This is a genomic window from Tateyamaria sp. (assembly GCF_059783535.1).
This window is the reverse complement of sequence record NZ_JBYNDP010000058.1, coordinates 1-15,900: the sequence shown is the minus strand read 5'-3', so window position 1 is coordinate 15,900 and position 15,900 is coordinate 1. Positions and strand designations below refer to the sequence as shown.

Below are 15,900 nucleotides of genomic sequence, written 5' to 3'. Positions count from 1 at the left end.
ACGTCCGGCAGGTCACCGGCGGCAAAGGCGGCCGTGGTGCGTGTGCCCAGCTCGGTTTCCGACACCGGGATCACTTCGACGCTGTTGCCCGTCGCCTTTTCGAACTGCGCGGCCATTTCCTGCTGTTTGGCCAGACGTTCAGGTTGTTCTTCCGTGGTCCAGAAGCGGATGTCTTCGGCCATTGCCGCACTGGCGCCCAGCACAAGGCTGAGTGCGGTGCCGGTGGCCAGTCGGGCCATCAGACCTTTGGTTGCGTACATGTTGTGTCCTCCCATTTGTCGTCTTTTGATCCGGTCGCCTGCGCAGCATCCGAACGGAACCTGCCATAAATGGTCGCAGATAATTGCAACGATGCAACAACTATTTTCGCTGCGCCGCTTTCTGAAAAATTCAATAAATATCATTATTTTGCCGCGCTGCGGCGAACGAGGGGATGTAAAAATTGCAACGATGCAACCCGATTCGGTGTTGATCGACATGGCGCCTCCTGTTCTGATAATCACAGTGTTCACCGACCCAATCCGCAAGGCAGGCCATGGCCGACCCGACCCGTAAACCACCAACGCTCAAGACAATTGCCGAGATCACAGGCCTCAGCCTATCGACCGTGTCATTGTCGTTGCGCGATGGGTCCCGTTTGAAAAAGGAAACACGGGACAAGATCGCGGCTGCGGCTGCCGAGGTTGGCTATGTGCCCAACCGTGCGGGCGTACGCTTGCGTACGGGTCAGACCAACGTGCTGACGCTGGTTCTGTCGCCCGCCAAGAACACGATCGACTACACACGCCAGATGATCGAAGGGATCGGGGCGCATTTGTCGGGCACCAAGTACCACTTGAATGTCATTCCCGACCTTCAGGGGGCCACGCCCGAGGAATCGGTGCGCTATGTTCTGCAGAACCGTACGTCTGACGGCATCATCCTGACCCATACCAGCGCGCGCGATCCGCGGGTCCAGATGCTGATTGATGCCGATTTTCCGTTCGTGTCGCACGGGCGCACTGAATTCTACGCGGCACATGCCTTTCACGATTTTCACGCCGAACGCTATGTCGAGATGGCGGTGGAACGCTTAATCGCGCGGAGGCGCAAACGCTTTGTCCTGGTGGCTGAAGACGATGCGACGACCAATTTCGCGAAGATCACCGGCGGGTTTCATCGGGCGCTGGCCAGGCATGGCCTGACCGGCGAGGTTGCCACCGAAACCGGAATCCTGATTTCCACGGATACTGCACGGGAGTTCGGGCAGACGCTGGCGCAGCGCAGCGACCCGTTCGACGCGATCATCAGCAACAATGAGCTGGCCACCCTGGCCCTGATGGGCGGGATGGCCGATCAGGGACAGGTGCTGGGCCGCGACTATGACCTGATCTGTCGCCAGACGACGCCCATTCTACCAACGCTGTATCCGCAGATTGATACTGTGAGTGAAGATCTGGTGGCCACGGGTCGCGAATTGGCCCGTTTGCTGATCGACCGGGTGTCGGGTGTGCCGGTCGATCAATTGCAGACGTTGCACGAGCCAGAGCCGATGTGGCGCAGCGGCTAGGCGGCGCCGCGGATCAGGTCCGATGCCTTTTCGCCGATCATGATGGCCGGGGCGTTGGTGTTGCCGCTGACAATCTCTGGCATGATTGAACAATCGGCCACGCGCAGGCCCGTAATCCCACGCACACGCAGCTGTTCGTCAACCACCGCGGTATTGTCCTGACCCATCTTGCAGGTGCCGGTTGGGTGATAGATGGACGCCGTATTGCTGCGTGCCCAATCCAGCGTTGCGTCATAGTCGTCCATAGGCAGATCCGCGTGTGGGCGATATTCCTCCGAAATCTTTGACGTCAGCGGGGCATGACGGGCAATACGCCGCGCAATATTGACCCCTTCAACCACCGTTCGGCAGTCCGTTTCCGTGCTGAGGTAGTTTGGAATGATCTTGGGATAGGTGCGTCCGTCCTTGCTGACCAACCGAATCTCCCCCTTCGATTCGGGCCGCAGCTGGCAAACGGACATCGTAAATGCCGAGAATGGGTCAGCGCCTTTGCCAGGATTTTCTGCAGAAAGGGGCTGGACATGGAACTGAATATCGGGGGTCTCGAGGTCGTCCCGTGTCTTCATGAACCCGGTCGCAAGGCTCGCCGCCATGGTCATGGGACCGGCCCGGAACATCAGGTATTTGAGGCCGATCTTGGCCTGTCCGAACAGGCTCGACACCTCGTCATTCAGGGTAGGTTCATTGCACTTGTAGACCAGCCGCGCTTGCAGGTGATCCTGCATGTTTTTGCCCACGCCGGGCAGGTCGGCAACCACGTCGATTCCGTGTTCTCGTAGCTGTGCCGCTTCGCCAATTCCGGAGAGCATCAAGAGCTGCGGAGAGTTGATCGAGCCGCCCGAAAGGATGACCTCTTTGCGGGCTTTGACCGTCTGCCACGCCCCGCTGCGATCACGGTAAGACACACCGGTCACCTTGGTGCCGTCCAGCTCGATTTTTTCGACCTGAGCGTGGGTCACGATGTTCAGATTTTCGCGGCTGCGGGCGGGGTTCAGGAACGCCACGGCAGACGAACAGCGCCGTCCGTTACGTGCAGTTAATTGAAAGAATCCAACACCTTCCTGATCGGCGCCGTTGTAGTCGGGATTGAATTTGTAGCCTGCTGATTGAGCCGCCGCGACCCACGCATCGGTGATCGGGCGCTGGATGCGCATGTTGGAAACCGAAAGGTTGCCTTTGTCTCCGTGAAATTCGTCGGCGCCGCGTTCGTTCTTTTCCGACCGCTTGAACAGGGGCAGGACATCATCCCAGGCCCAGCCGCGATTGCCCATCTGCGCCCAGCGATCGTAGTCCTGAGGTTGGCCCCGGACATAGAGCAAACCATTGAGGGATGAGGACCCGCCCAGCACTTTGCCGCGGGGCCATTCGATAGAGCGACCGTTCAGGCCCGGATCGGGCTCAGTCTTGTAGCACCAGTCGACATTTGGATTGTGAATGGTTTTGAAATACCCGACCGGAATGTGGATCCACGGGTTCCAGTCCCGGCCGCCCGCTTCCAGCAGCACAACCTTGGTGTTCGGGTCCGCGCTCAGACGATTCGCGATCACGCAGCCGGCACTTCCGGCACCCACGATGACATAATCGGCTTCCAAAACGACCCCTCCCTTACTTAAAGTCAAAAAAAGACTAGGCAGATTGTTCAAGCTGCGCTAGCCTTTTCTGAGATAAAACGTCTCAATAATGCGTATCAGGGAGGATTGCATGAAACTTGGGAAAAACCTCGCGGGCATTTCGCGCCGCGATCTGTTCCGTGTGGCTGGTCGTTACGGCCTCAGCTCCACGCTGCTTGCAGCGGGTAGCTTTGGTGGTGCGATGAGCCTTGCCAATCTGGCGGCAGCCGCGGAATCAACCTACGACAAACGGTTCTCGAAAGAACCAAAGCACGTGCTGAAATTCGGTGCTGCTGGCTTCAACCAGCAAAACCTGCTGATCGAGCGCGCCGGCTGTCTCGAATTCGCGCGCGACCTCGAAGAGCGTACCGATGGCGAGATTCGCATCGAATTCATCGGCAACAACCAGATTTGTGGTCAGCTGTCCTGCGTTGAGAAGGCGCAACAGGGCATCGTCGACATCTACGCCGCCTCGACCCAGAACTCCGCTGGTGGTGCACCTTATTTGAACGTGCTCGACTATGCTTACATGTTCCGCAGCCGGGCCGACCAGTACTACTTCATGTACAGCCCGGACAGCCAGCGCATCCTGCGTGACCCGTTCGAAAAGCGTCACGGCCTGAAGTTCCTGTTCACCCACGCAGAACTGCGCGGCATCCAGCTGGGTCTGGCATGGGAAGACAAGCCAACGGTCGACAATATCGACATCCTGCGCGGCACCAAGAACCGCGTCACGGGTACACAGCTTGGCCGTATTGCCATGAACGCTCTGGGTCTGAACCCTGTGCCCGTGGCATGGGAAGAAACCCTCGACGGTCTGAAGCAGGGCCTGATCGATGGTGCGGAAACATGGGCATCGGCCGTAGCCTACGCCAACATGTCGCCCGTTGTCAGCCAGTGTGTGGACCTGCGCTTCTTCTGCGGCACGGAACACACCGCGATGAACGCACAAACCTTCGACGGTCTTGGCGGTGAGCTGCAGGATGCGGTTATGGAATCGTCCTACCTGACACAGGTACACGTCCAAGCCGCAAACGAAGCCGCGCTGGTCAACACCGTTGGTTTCTCGCACCCGCACCAGGGTCCGGACACCATCTTTGCCCAGAACAACGTGCGCGTCGCCGCACTGTCCGACGCAGAGATCAAGAAAGCGGAAGAGCAGTGCTCGCCCGAGTTCCAACCGCAGCTGTGGGAGCAGTGGCGCGAGCGGATCAACGGCTGGGCCGACGGCATCGACACGTACCAGGAAATCTACGACGGTGTTCGTCAGAACCCGCATACCCTGGCCGAGAACGTCGAGCCTCGCCGCTGGTGGCGCGGTTAATCCGAGAACGGATTTCTCACCAAATCAATGGCTTGGGCGTAAACCGCCCAAGCATCTATCCATGCCGCGTAACACCGGCATGGATTTCCGTATCCTGACGCGACAAGATGCCGGAACGGATTTGCCAGGCACGAGGGAGGTGCAGCATGGACATGATTGCGGGTATGGGAGAAATCATCTCCGCCCTAATGACAGCCGATTCATTCGAGTTGCAAACCGCCCTTCGCGGCAATACCGGAATATGGCCGCTTGGTTTCATCGTCACGTTGGTGGGTGGGGTGCTGGTCGCACTGATCTATCGCGCAGTGCCGTTCATAGAGCGTAACCTCGAACCTACCGTGATGGTCATTGCCTATCTCGCCATCGGCTACATCATCTTTGCCGGCGTGATCCAGCGCTTCTACCTCAGCGGCCAGCCCGCGTGGTCGACGACGCTGCCGCCCTTCCTGTTCCTCATCATGACGTGGGTCGGGTGCAGCTATAACGTCAAGCTGCGCACGCACCTCGCGTTTGCCGAATTCCGCCGCAGCGCGCCGCGCGCCGTCCAATTCGCCCTGCTGGTCCTTGATGCCATCTTGTGGTTCTGCTTTGCCTGGATCGTGGTGGTGACCACCTCGCAGGAAACCGTTCGGGCTGCGGCCAACTTCGCCATCATGCTTGGCACTGACAACGTGATGCAGTGGTGGTTCCTGGGTACAGTGCCCATCGCCTTTATCCTTCTGACAGCCCGCGTGTTCGAAAACCTGGTGAAAGACATCAACAAGTACAAAACCGGTAACGAGATGATCGAAGCCGCTGTGATCGGAGGTGACGCATGAGCGATCCAACCCTCATCACGCTGATTTCCATCGGCGTTACGCTGTTCTTCATGATGGGTGTGCCGGTTTTCCTGGTCATCGCCTATTGGGTCATCGGCATGTCCTACGTTCTGGACCTGCAACTCCTGAACATGGGCGCAGCCCTGCAGGACGTATTCACCGACGGCTTTGCGCTTCTGGCGATGCCGCTGTTCATTTTGACCGGGGACCTGATCAACCGCTCTGGTATCGCCCGGCGTCTGTCAGACTTCGCCTATGCCTGCCTGGGCTGGATTCGTGGCGGCCTTGCCATGGCGTCGCTTGGCGCGTGCGGCCTCTTCGCCGCCATCTCGGGTTCGAATTCGGCTACCACAGCCACGATCGGTTCGATGCTGCACCCAGAAATGGTCAAAGGCGGCTACGACGAACGCTTCTCTGCTGCCACGGCGGCTGCGGGCGGTACCGTCGGCATCATCATCCCGCCGTCGATCATCTTCATCGTTTACGGCTTCCTGATGAACCTGCCCATTTCGGACCTGTTCGTCGCCGGTATCATCCCCGGTTCGCTCATGGTTCTGGGCATGATGCTTGCCTGCTTCATCATCTGCTGGCGCAACGGCTGGGGCTACCTTATTGCCCTGTCGCCGTTCCGGGTGTTCAAGACGGGCCTCGGCGCATGGCTTGGCTTCTTCGCCATCGGCTTGGTGCTCTGGGGTATTTACACAGGCAAGTTTTCTCCCACCGAAGCGGCGGGTGTGACTGTCGGCTTTGGTATCATCGCTGGCTTGGTCAGCTGGGTGATTTCAACGACACTCAAGATGGATCAGACCAAGGACTGGTCAGAGAAGTCGGCCGTCTCCATGCTGGTCGTCGAAGGTTTCACCATCCCGCAGATCCCCGGCATTGTCATGCGCTCGGCCCAAATCACGGGCATCCTTGCGCCGCTGATCGCGATCTCGGTGGTGATGCAGCAGATCCTGTCGCTCTTGGGGGCGCAAGAGGTGATCGGCAACTTCGTGACGTCGATGGGTGGGTTCTACCCGGTTCTCTTCACCGCAATGGCCATCGTGTTCATCTTTGGCATGGTGCTGGAATCACTGCCTGTGACGATCATCCTCGCTCCGATCTTGGCGCCTATCGCGGCCAATATCGGCGTGGATCCGGTCCACTTCGCCGTGATCTTCCTTGTCGGGGCGTCCATCGGCTTCATCACGCCGCCTTATGGTCTGAACCTCTACGTTGCGTCAGGTGTAACAGGCGTTCCCTACTTCAAGCTGTTGCGCTATACCGTGCCTTATCTGTTTGCCCTGATTTCAGTATGGATTCTGGTGTCGCTGGTTCCTGACCTCGCCCTGATCCTGCTGCCGGAAAGATAAGCCGCACGCGCCATGCCTGACGATCACCGCCCCCGCAAGGACACCCAAATCCCCACCAATCTGCGCCTGCTGATGGTGATGGAGGAGGTCGCCAAGCGCGGGGTGGCCGTCAAACCGACAGACCTGATCGACGCATTGGGCCTGCCGAAACCCACCGTCCACCGGCTGCTTCAGACGGCCGAGGCTGAGGGGTTCCTGCAACGCGACCTTGATGGGCGCAGCTATGGACCAGGCCCGCGTTTGCGGGCCTTGGCCGTCAGCACCATGTCATCCGAGCATCTGCGCACCGCGCGCCTGACCATCTTGCGCAGCGTGGCCGAGGAGGTAGGAGAGACCTGCAACCTCGCCACAGCGGATCGTGAGGGGATGACCTATCTCGACCGGGTCGAAACCGAGTGGCCATTGCGCATTCAGCTGCCCATCGGCACGCAGGTGCCGTTCCATTGCACGGCGTCGGGCAAGATGTACCTGTCGACCCTGCGTCCTCATATCCTGCGGACGGTTCTGACCGCCCGCCCGCTTGAGGCGCATACCGAAGGCACGCTCGTCGACATCGACAGCATCAAGGCCGAGTTGGAAACCACGCGTATGCGCGGCTATTCCACGGATAATGAGGAGTTCATGTCTGGCATGGCGGCCGTCGCAGTCCCGATCTGGGACGGGCAGGGGAAGCTCCTGGCGACTCTCTCCGCACACGCACCGATTCAACGCCGCAGCCTGTGCGACCTGATCGACTTCCTGCCAGCGCTGCGTCGTGGCGCGGAAGAGCTGACCCGGCTGCACACGTCGTAACTTACAGACCGTGAAACTGGTGCTTCTCGAGAAGCGCCACCAGCATGTCGCGCGCCGCTTGCCGGTGGGCGTGGTGCGTGTCATGCGCCGTCTTCGCATCTCCCCGCGCGATCGCTTGGTAGACGACCCGGTGATCCTCGTTCGACTGTTTGGGTTTGGGGCGCATGAACAGGGTGGTGGCACGGGCCCGGCGAACCTGATCGCGCATGACGGACACAACCATGCTCAGCCGTGCATTACGGCCCAATCGGACAAGCTCACGGTGAAACCGGTCATCCGCTTCGGCCCAGGCCCGCAGGTCATCTGCGGCCAGAGCAGCATCCATATCGCGGATGGCGGTGGCAAGCGTGGCAAGGTCCGACTTGGAATACTGCGCCTCTGCGGCGCGGGCGGCGGCAAGGCTCTCCAACTCGGTCAGAATGTCATAGATTTCCGCCATGTCGGTGGCCGACACCGGGCTGATGCGAATGCCCCGGCGCGGGCGCATCTCGACCAACCCCTGCGCCTGCAACATCAACGCCGCCTCGCGGACGGGCGTGCGGGACATGCCCAGCTTTTCGGCTAGTTCGGTCTCAAGATGGTCAGAGCCCGGCGGCAATTCCCCGGCAAAGATCATCTGGCGCAAGGCCGACACGGCCCGTTCCACATTGCTCATGGCTCCCATTACTCCACCTCGTCCAAAGTGACCTTGCAGCCTGAACCCGCCGACGCATAGATCGCGTCCTTCACGGCAATGACACGCAGGTAGTCGCGCGCCGCGTTCTCAAGCGGTGTGCCTTCTGTCATGGCGCGGACCACATGGGATTGCAGCGCGTGCACGCAATCACCGCCAAACCCGTCCCATGTATCAGGGCCAAGGATCGTTTCGACCTCCGACAAACCGAAGGACCGGCGCGTGACGGACCCATCACCGTGCAATGCAAGTATGCCCTTCGTGCCCTCAATCAACGCTTCGCCCATGGTGCGGCGCAGGTTGTCCGCCACGTGGTCCAGGTGCCGATTGCCATCAAAGAGCGCCCGCACCGGTCCGTGGTCAAAGATCACGTGGCCTGCGTCCTCACCCGCAATCACCGGATTGATCCGGCGCAGATCGGCATAGACTGCGCTGGCGGGGCCAAAGAGATAAGCAAAGGTGTCCACCCAGTGCACTGCTGTTTCATGGATTAGAAAGCGCGGCATCTGCTGGAAATATGGCTGGCGATCCAGATAGGCTTCGGGTCCTTGTCCATCACCGGGGCGCAGACGAAAGGTGGCGTTCAACACCTCACCAATCGACCCGGCTGCCAGTTCCGTTCTGATCGCCCGATACCATGGCTGAAACCGGAAATTCTCGTGCACAACCAAGCGCGCGCCGGCCGCTTCGGCCTCGGCCACGATGGACCGTGCCTCGTCCATGTCCATGCAGAACGGTTTTTGGCAAATGATCCACTTGATCCCTGCCGTCAGGGCCGCGCGGATGGTGGCGGCATGGGCCGGTGGGGGCAGGATGATGTCCAGCAGATCGGGTGCGGCCTCGGTCAGCATCACGCCCAGATCATCATAGGCGGGGGCGCCCGTGGCCTGCGCCTTTGCCATGTCCAGATCACAGGCCCCGACCAGTTCGACACCATCCATGCGGGTCCAACTGCCATAGTGAAACTGGCTGAAATAGCCCGCGCCGACGCAGGCCACGCGGATCATGCCAAAGCTCCTTTTACTGCGGCGGCGACCTCCGCTGTCCCGGCACTTCCGCCCAGATCACGGGTCAGCACGCGGCCCTCGGACACCACCGCGTCCACCGCATCGCGCAGATTCTTGGCATCTGCTGCCATCGCCGGCATATCATGCCGACTGGCGAGCCATTCCAGCATCATTGCGCCCGACAGGATCATGGCCATCGGGTTGGCAACACCCTGGCCCGCAATGTCGGGGGCCGACCCATGGCAGGGCTGGAACACCGCGTGATCGGCCCCGATGTCGGCCGACGGGGCCAGGCCAAGGCCCCCCATCAACCCCGCGCCCAAATCCGAAAGAATGTCGCCAAACATGTTTTCGGTCACCATCACGTCAAAGGACCACGGACGCTCGACCATCCACAAGGCGGTCGCATCGACATAGGCGTGATCGGCTTCAATGTCGGGGTGCTTTGCCGCCTCGGCATCGAACATCTCGCGGAAGAAGGCAAAGGCGCGGAAGACGTTGGCCTTGTCCACGCAGGTCACCTTGCCCGGTCCTTGTCCCGATGCCTTGCGGGCCTGGGCCATATCAAAGGCAAAGCGGAACAAGGGCTCGGAAATCTCGCGGGTGATGCGCAGCGTTTCGCGCGCCTCATCGGCTTCAACCTCACCGCGACCCTGGGTGTAAAACAACCCCTCGGTGCTTTCACGGATCAACACGAAATCCACGGGCCTGTCTGTTGCCAAGGGGGTTGGTTGGCCGGGGCGAATGGTGACAGGGCGCACGCCCGCAAACAGGGTCAACGCCTTGCGCAGATCAATCTGCGGGGCAATCTCGGTCCCGTCAGGATACCGGATGCTGGGCAGCCCCATCGCCGACAACAGGATCGCGTCGGCGGCACGGGCGGCGTCCATCGAGGCCGCAGGAAAGCTCTCGCCCGTTTCGGCGTAGTGCGCGGCCCCCGCAGGCAGGTCGATCCAGTTCAGACCATAGCCGCTGCTCGCCGCGAGATCACTTAACAGTTCGACCGTCGGAGCCATGATCTCGGGGCCAATGCCATCCCCCTGAAACACGGCGATATCGAAACTTCTGTGCATGATGCGGGCCCCTTTCGGCATAAGCTGGTGAAAAGCGACTCGCTTCTCGTATGCGCTTGTGTATACATTAACGCATGAATTATCAAATACCCGGTCGCATCCACTGTGTCCGGACAAGAAAAGGGGCACCCCATGCCATACGCCGTCACCGTCATCTTTGACCTGAAACCGGGCACGCAAGACGCGTTCATGCCGCACATCATCAACAACGCACAGTGTTCGGTGCGGGATGAACCGGGATGCCGGCAGTTCGACGTCTGCACTGACCCCAGCCAGCCCGACACCGTGTTCCTGTACGAGCTTTATGACGACCTTGCGGCCTTCGAGGCGCATCAACAGATGCCGCACTACCTCGAAACGGGCCCCAAGATCGCGGACATGGTTGCGAGCAAGACCCTGCGCACGTTTGAACGGGTCGATCGATGACATACGAGGTCTACGCCATCAAATACGCCGAACAGACCGAGCGTGTGCGCGGCAACAACTACATGTTCGAGGACAATCACGACGCGCCCGATCCCATCGATTTCTACATGTGGCTGATCCGGGGTGAAGGGCGTGTGATCCTTGTGGACACGGGCTTTGACGCCGCCGAAGGGCAGGCGCGGGGGCGCCCGATCCGCCTTGATCCGGGCGAGGCACTGAAACCCTTTGGCCTGCAACCCGAGGACGTGACCGAGATCATCGTCACCCATCTGCATTTCGATCACGCAGGCGGTCTGCACCTGTTCCCAAACGCTCAACTGCACCTGCAAGTGGCCGAGATGGCCTATGCCACGGGTCCGTGCATGTGCCACGACGTACTGCGTGATCCCTTCACGGTGGGCCACGTGGTCGAAGCGGTGCAGCGGCTCTACTCCGGCAAGGTGGCGTTCCACGATGGCGACAGCGAGATTGCCGAGGGCATCACTGTGCACCGCATTGGCGGTCACACAAAGGGGATGCAGGCGGTGCGAGTGCGCACCCAGGCGGGTTGGCTTGTGCTGGCATCGGATGCTGCGCATTTCTACGGCAACTTCCTGACCGGAACGCCCTTTCCCATTGTCGTGGATATGCAGGACATGCTTGACGGATTTGACACGATCCAGCGACTTGCCAGCGCGCGGAAGCTTGTCGTGCCGGGGCATGACCCGTTGGTGCGCCAGTATTTCCCAATGGCGCTGGCTGACCATATCACGCGGCTTGATGTTGGCCCCACGCAAGATCCGACACTGTAACAAAGCACCACTCCAAACGCCCGATTTTGAGGCAAAACGCCGAAAATGGCGGGTTCATGCAGTAACACTCGGCAGCATTTCTCACGTGGCAGAGAGATGGTCGCTGAATTGTTGCTGCAGGTGCAAAGCGACCCTACCTCTTTGATAGGCGCGGATTTCCGCGCTGCAGCATCGTTCAAAGGGGCCGACCATGACGCGCACTGCCATCATCACCGGATCAACCAGCGGCATCGGGCTTGGTATTGCCGAAGCCTTTGCCGCGCAGGGCTTCAACATCATGCTCAACGGGTTTGGTGACCCGGAAGAGATTGAAGCCACGCGTGCCGACCTTGATGCGAAATCGGCGGGGACAGTGGCCTATCACGGTGCGGACATGACCAAACCGGCCCAGATTGCCGATCTGGTCGGAACGACCGAAGCGCAGTTCGGCGCCGTTGATATTCTGGTGAACAACGCGGGTATCCAGCACGTGGCCCCGGTCGAGGAGTTCCCGCTGGAAAAATGGGATGCGATCATTGCGATCAACATGTCCTCGGCCTTCCACACCATTCGCGCCGCGCTGCCGGGGATGAAGACGCGGGGTTTTGGGCGGATCATCAACGTGGCGTCGGCTCACGGGCTTGTCGCGTCGCCCTACAAGTCGGCCTATGTCACGGCCAAACATGGGATTGTCGGCCTGACCAAGACCGTGGCGCTTGAGGCCGCGCAACACGGTGTCACCGTCAACGCAGTCTGCCCGGGCTACGTGCTGACCCCGCTGGTCGAGGGGCAAATTCCCGACACCGCCAAGGCGCGCGGGATCACCGAGGACGAGGTGAAGCGTGACGTGTTGCTGGCGGCCCAACCGACCAAGGAATTCGTCACCGTCGAACAGCTGGGTGCCGTCTGCACCTTCCTCGCCTCCGAGGCCGCAGCTTCTGTCACCGGCATCGCGATGCCGGTTGATGGTGGCTGGGTCGCACAGTAGGAGGGCGGGGACATGTCAGCCACCAATGGCCGCGCCAAACGGCACGAGAAATCCATCAACCTTGCCCTGCAGGGCGGGGGATCGCATGGCGCCTTCACATGGGGCGTCCTTGACCGGATGTTCGAAGAGGACCGTCTGTGGATTGAGGCGGTCAGTGGCACCTCTGCCGGGGCCATGAACGCGGTCGTCGCAACGCAGGGCATGTACGATGACGGTGCGGCAGGCGCTCGGAAGGCGCTCGAGGATTTCTGGCGTGCGGTCAGCCGCGCGGGTCAGGGCAGCCCGATCAAGCGCACGCCGCTCGACATGATGCTGGGCTCGTGGTCGCTCGATGCCTCGCCCGGTTACCTGATGATGGACATGATGAGCCGGATGGCTTCGCCCTACGACCTGAACCCCCTGGGCCTGAATCCGTTGCGAGACGTGGTTGAGGATTTCATCGACTTCGACAAGGTCGCCAAGTGCGACGACATGGGGTTGTATATTTCGGCCACCAATGTCGAAACCGGACGGGCGCGCGTTTTTCATCGGCACGAGGTGACGCTGGACGTGGTGATGGCCTCGGCCTGCCTGCCCAATATGTTCAAGGCTGTCGAGATTGATGGCGTGCCCTATTGGGACGGCGGATACATGGGCAACCCGGTGCTGTTTCCGTTCATCGATCACTCGCCGTCTTCGGACATCGTGATCGTGCAGATCAACCCGCTGAAACGTCCCGGCACCCCGCGCCGCGCGCGGGACATCCAGAACCGGATGAACGAAATCACGTTCAACGCCTCGCTTTTGCGGGACTTGCGCACTATCGATCTGGTGCATCGGTTGATCGACGATGGCGCTCTGTCCGACAACGAATACCGCGTGATGAACATGCATATGATTGACGGTTGCGACGACATGCTGGCACTTGATGCATCATCCAAGCTGAACTCCGAATGGGCGTTCCTGATCCATTTGCGGGACCTGGGACGCGAACATGCGGACCGGTGGCTGACCGGGAACTTCGACAAGATCGAGAAGGAAAGCACGCTGGATCTGCGTGCGATGTTTGATGACTTTGGTGCGCCCCACGGGGGCAACATGGTCGAGTTGAACTCCAGAAAAGGATGAACCCATGACATTTCGAACGGCTACACTCGGGCTCGCTATTGCGGCGCTCGGCACGACCGCCTTTGCCCTTGACCTGGACAGCGTGAAGACCCGCGTCCTGAATGGGTTGGAGGGGCCGTCCGGACCCAACAATATCTCGAACGAACCCATTGCGAACGCGCCGCTGGCCGAGGAGGGCCTGGGTCAGATTGCCGGGTACAACCTGCGCACGCGGTCCTGGAATATCTCGGGCGACACGGGCATCGTGCCGATCCACAGCCATGCCGACCGCCCGGCCATTGTGTTCACCCTGACCGGCGAGATTTTCGAATATCGCAGCGATGCCGCCGAGCGGATCAAGCACAGCGCCGGAGGCCTGAGCCTGGAAGAGGGGGATGTCACCCACTGGTGGCTGAACGAAGGGCCCGAGGATGTGCGCCTGATCGCCTTTGATGTGTTCAATGCGCCGGGTGAGGCGGTGGTTGCGGACACACCCGCGCAACAGGACTTTGACCTGCCGGATCAATTTGGGGCCGTGTTGGAGTTGCTGGGTCTGGTTGATATCGAAGGGCACTACGATGGTGAAAAAGGGGATGGTCTGGCCCTGTCCGCCTACCGCGCCGTGATCGAGCCGGGTGGAGTCCTGCCCAGCTTTGTGGCTGCAGGTGAGCCTTTGCAGGTCTGGGTGTGGGACGGGGCGGTGATTGAGCACCGGTCCGACAGCGACACGCCGGTGACTTTGGCGGCTGAAGAGGGCACACATCTGGGTGGTGGCGCGCAAGCCTATTGGCAGAACATGGGCGATACCCCGGCGGTGCTGTTCTTTGGTGTGGTGGAACCCATCGCGGAGACCGAAGGTGTGCCGCAGGTCGGCGTGCAGGCGCATCACGCGGGGCAGTAAATATGGGAGCTGGGGCGCGGTCTGGTGGTTTGTCCCCGCGGGGACAAACACATAAAATGATTGCTTATCAATGGCTTGCATTTCGTGCTAACCACTTTTTAACCTTTGTTTTCGGGGCGTTGTCGCGCCCGGACATGTGCCAGAGGAGACATATGTCATGGCTGTGACAGCCCAGATGACCGGGATGGCTGAACAGCTGGCCAAAAAGACGCCGGAGGATCGCCGTATGGTGATCCGCCGCTCAACCATGATCGCGCTGATCGCCTTTCTGACGCTGATCGACCTGTTTGGCTCGCAGGCTTTGCTGCCCACGTTGGTCGAGACCTATGGCGTGTCGCCTGCTGCGATGGGCTTTGCCGTCAATGCCTCGACCATCGGGATGGCATTTGCGTCGCTTCTGGTGGCCATCTTTGCCCGGCGGATCGATCGTAAGCGGGGGATCTGGATCTGTCTGGCGCTGCTGAGCATTCCGACCATGCTGCTGGCCTCAACCGATGATCTGACCACCTTTACCTTGCTGCGGGTGGCGCAAGGTGTTTTCATGTCCGCCGCCTTTACGCTGACGTTGACCTATCTGAGCGAGGAATGTTCGCTGACTGCCATTGGTGGGGCGATGGCGGCCTATATCACGGGGAATGTCGCGTCGAACCTGTTGGGGCGGTTGCTGGCGTCCGAGATTGCCGGGAACTTTGGCCTTGCTGAAAGCTTCTATGGCTTTGCGGCGCTGAACCTGATCGGGGCGGTGATCGCCTATTTCTATATCGGGGCGCGGGACAGCCGTGGCCATGATACGGGCGACGGTTCATCGGTCATCGAGGCGTGGTTGGATCATCTGAAAAACGCGAAGCTGGTTGCGATGGTGGGCATCGGGTTCATCCTGTTGTTCGTGTTTGTGGCGACCTTCACCTATGCCAATTTCATTCTCGCCCAGGCGCCATTTGATTTGCCGCAGACGATGATCGGGGTGGTGTATTTCGTTTTTGCCCCGGCGATCCTGACGACGCCCCTGGCGGCCGCATCCGTTGCGCGGTACGGCGCGCGGGCGAGCTTTCATGGTGCGATTGCCGTGTCATTGGTGGGCTTGGTGTTGTTGCTGATGCCTGTGTTGGCAGTGTTCCTGTTGGGGCTGGCGCTGGTTGGGGCGGGCTTGTTTTTTGCCCAGTCTGTTGCCACGGGGTATGTGGGGCGCACGGCCACACACGACCAGGCGGCGGCCAACGGGTTGTACCTGGCCAGCTATTATCTGGGCGGGATTGCCGGGGCCTTTGTCATCGGGCAGGTGTTTGCCGCACTGGGCTGGACTGTTGCCGTTGTGGTGCTGCTTGCGCTGACCGCATTAGCCTGGGCCTTGTCGCTCAGGATGGGGCGGTGATCCAGTCGCTCGCCGAACCGAGCACATGAAGTCAATGCGCGCTGGCGCGCACGCGATCCATTTTTTGCTGACGAGGGGGCTGTCGGCCCCCTCGAGCTTTTGGGCCAGAAGAAGGTGTCAGGCGTTTTCGAGGCCTTCGGTTGAGAGGCCTTCGAG

General features: G+C 60.4%; 15 protein-coding genes and 1 pseudogene. 11 read left to right on the top strand and 5 right to left on the bottom strand.

Annotated features, from left to right (window positions below; genetic code table 11):
• Window positions 1–479: pseudogene (locus AC6RA8_RS12470) on the bottom strand (hypothetical protein); the annotation flags it as partial.
• 56 nt (window positions 480–535) lie between these two features.
• Here AC6RA8_RS12470 and AC6RA8_RS12465 point away from each other — a divergent pair.
• Window positions 536–1,549 carry a LacI family transcriptional regulator gene (locus AC6RA8_RS12465; RefSeq protein WP_500353072.1) on the top strand — a complete coding sequence of 338 codons (1,014 nt, stop codon included), beginning with the start codon at window positions 536–538 and terminating at the stop codon, window positions 1,547–1,549.
• On the opposite strand, the gene AC6RA8_RS12460 is transcribed toward AC6RA8_RS12465, so the two are convergent.
• A complete protein-coding gene (locus tag AC6RA8_RS12460; protein WP_500353071.1) occupies window positions 1,546–3,141 on the bottom strand; it encodes a GMC family oxidoreductase in 1,596 nt (531 codons plus the stop codon). The genes AC6RA8_RS12465 and AC6RA8_RS12460 overlap by 4 nt on opposite strands.
• A 109-nt stretch (window positions 3,142–3,250) precedes the next feature.
• Between AC6RA8_RS12460 and AC6RA8_RS12455 the strand changes: the two genes are divergently transcribed.
• From AC6RA8_RS12455 to AC6RA8_RS12440, 4 genes are all read left to right on the top strand, one after another.
• Window positions 3,251–4,483: a TRAP transporter substrate-binding protein gene (locus AC6RA8_RS12455; protein ID WP_500353070.1), complete on the top strand. Its 1,233-nt coding sequence runs from the start codon at window positions 3,251–3,253 to the stop codon at window positions 4,481–4,483.
• Between the two features lie 146 nt (window positions 4,484–4,629).
• Window positions 4,630–5,301 carry a TRAP transporter small permease gene (locus AC6RA8_RS12450; RefSeq protein ID WP_500353069.1) on the top strand — a complete coding sequence of 224 codons (672 nt, stop codon included), beginning with the start codon at window positions 4,630–4,632 and terminating at the stop codon, window positions 5,299–5,301.
• Window positions 5,298–6,656, top strand: a complete 1,359-nt coding sequence (locus AC6RA8_RS12445) for a TRAP transporter large permease (RefSeq protein WP_500353068.1) — start codon at window positions 5,298–5,300, stop codon at window positions 6,654–6,656. The genes AC6RA8_RS12450 and AC6RA8_RS12445 overlap by 4 nt, the downstream gene beginning before the upstream one ends.
• 12 nt (window positions 6,657–6,668) lie before the next feature.
• A complete protein-coding gene (locus tag AC6RA8_RS12440; protein WP_500353067.1) occupies window positions 6,669–7,448 on the top strand; it encodes an IclR family transcriptional regulator in 780 nt (259 codons plus the stop codon).
• A gap of 1 nt (window position 7,449) precedes the next feature.
• Here AC6RA8_RS12440 and AC6RA8_RS12435 read toward each other — a convergent pair whose 3' ends face one another.
• From AC6RA8_RS12435 to AC6RA8_RS12425, 3 genes are read right to left on the bottom strand one after another with little or no spacing between them, the layout of a single operon-like run.
• Window positions 7,450–8,103, bottom strand: coding sequence for a GntR family transcriptional regulator (locus AC6RA8_RS12435; RefSeq protein WP_500353066.1), 654 nt, complete (start codon window positions 8,101–8,103; stop codon window positions 7,450–7,452).
• An 8-nt stretch (window positions 8,104–8,111) separates the two neighbouring features.
• Window positions 8,112–9,128: a Gfo/Idh/MocA family protein gene (locus AC6RA8_RS12430; RefSeq protein WP_500353065.1), complete on the bottom strand. Its 1,017-nt coding sequence runs from the start codon at window positions 9,126–9,128 to the stop codon at window positions 8,112–8,114.
• Window positions 9,125–10,201 (bottom strand): isocitrate/isopropylmalate dehydrogenase family protein, encoded by a 1,077-nt coding sequence (locus tag AC6RA8_RS12425; RefSeq protein WP_500353064.1) that lies wholly within the window; start codon window positions 10,199–10,201, stop codon window positions 9,125–9,127. Before AC6RA8_RS12425 ends, AC6RA8_RS12430 begins: the two co-directional genes overlap by 4 nt.
• A 132-nt stretch (window positions 10,202–10,333) precedes the next feature.
• Between AC6RA8_RS12425 and AC6RA8_RS12420 the strand changes: the two genes are divergently transcribed.
• From AC6RA8_RS12420 to AC6RA8_RS12395, 6 genes are all read left to right on the top strand, one after another.
• Window positions 10,334–10,627: a putative quinol monooxygenase gene (locus AC6RA8_RS12420; protein WP_500353063.1), complete on the top strand. Its 294-nt coding sequence runs from the start codon at window positions 10,334–10,336 to the stop codon at window positions 10,625–10,627.
• The gene (locus AC6RA8_RS12415; protein WP_500353062.1) at window positions 10,624–11,418 is read left to right on the top strand and encodes an N-acyl homoserine lactonase family protein; all 795 of its coding nucleotides are present in this window, start codon (window positions 10,624–10,626) and stop codon (window positions 11,416–11,418) included. Before AC6RA8_RS12420 ends, AC6RA8_RS12415 begins: the two co-directional genes overlap by 4 nt.
• Window positions 11,419–11,608: 190 nt before the next feature.
• On the top strand, window positions 11,609–12,385 hold the full coding sequence (locus AC6RA8_RS12410; RefSeq protein ID WP_500353061.1) for a 3-hydroxybutyrate dehydrogenase: 777 nt from the start codon (window positions 11,609–11,611) through the stop codon (window positions 12,383–12,385).
• A gap of 12 nt (window positions 12,386–12,397) precedes the next feature.
• The gene (locus tag AC6RA8_RS12405) at window positions 12,398–13,492 is read left to right on the top strand and encodes a patatin-like phospholipase family protein (RefSeq protein WP_500353060.1); all 1,095 of its coding nucleotides are present in this window, start codon (window positions 12,398–12,400) and stop codon (window positions 13,490–13,492) included.
• Window positions 13,493–13,496: 4 nt separating this feature from the next.
• Window positions 13,497–14,372, top strand: a complete 876-nt coding sequence (locus tag AC6RA8_RS12400) for a cupin domain-containing protein (RefSeq protein WP_500353059.1) — start codon at window positions 13,497–13,499, stop codon at window positions 14,370–14,372.
• A 157-nt stretch (window positions 14,373–14,529) separates the two neighbouring features.
• On the top strand, window positions 14,530–15,744 hold the full coding sequence (locus tag AC6RA8_RS12395; protein WP_500353058.1) for an MFS transporter: 1,215 nt from the start codon (window positions 14,530–14,532) through the stop codon (window positions 15,742–15,744).
• The last annotated feature ends 156 nt before the right edge of the window (window positions 15,745–15,900 follow it).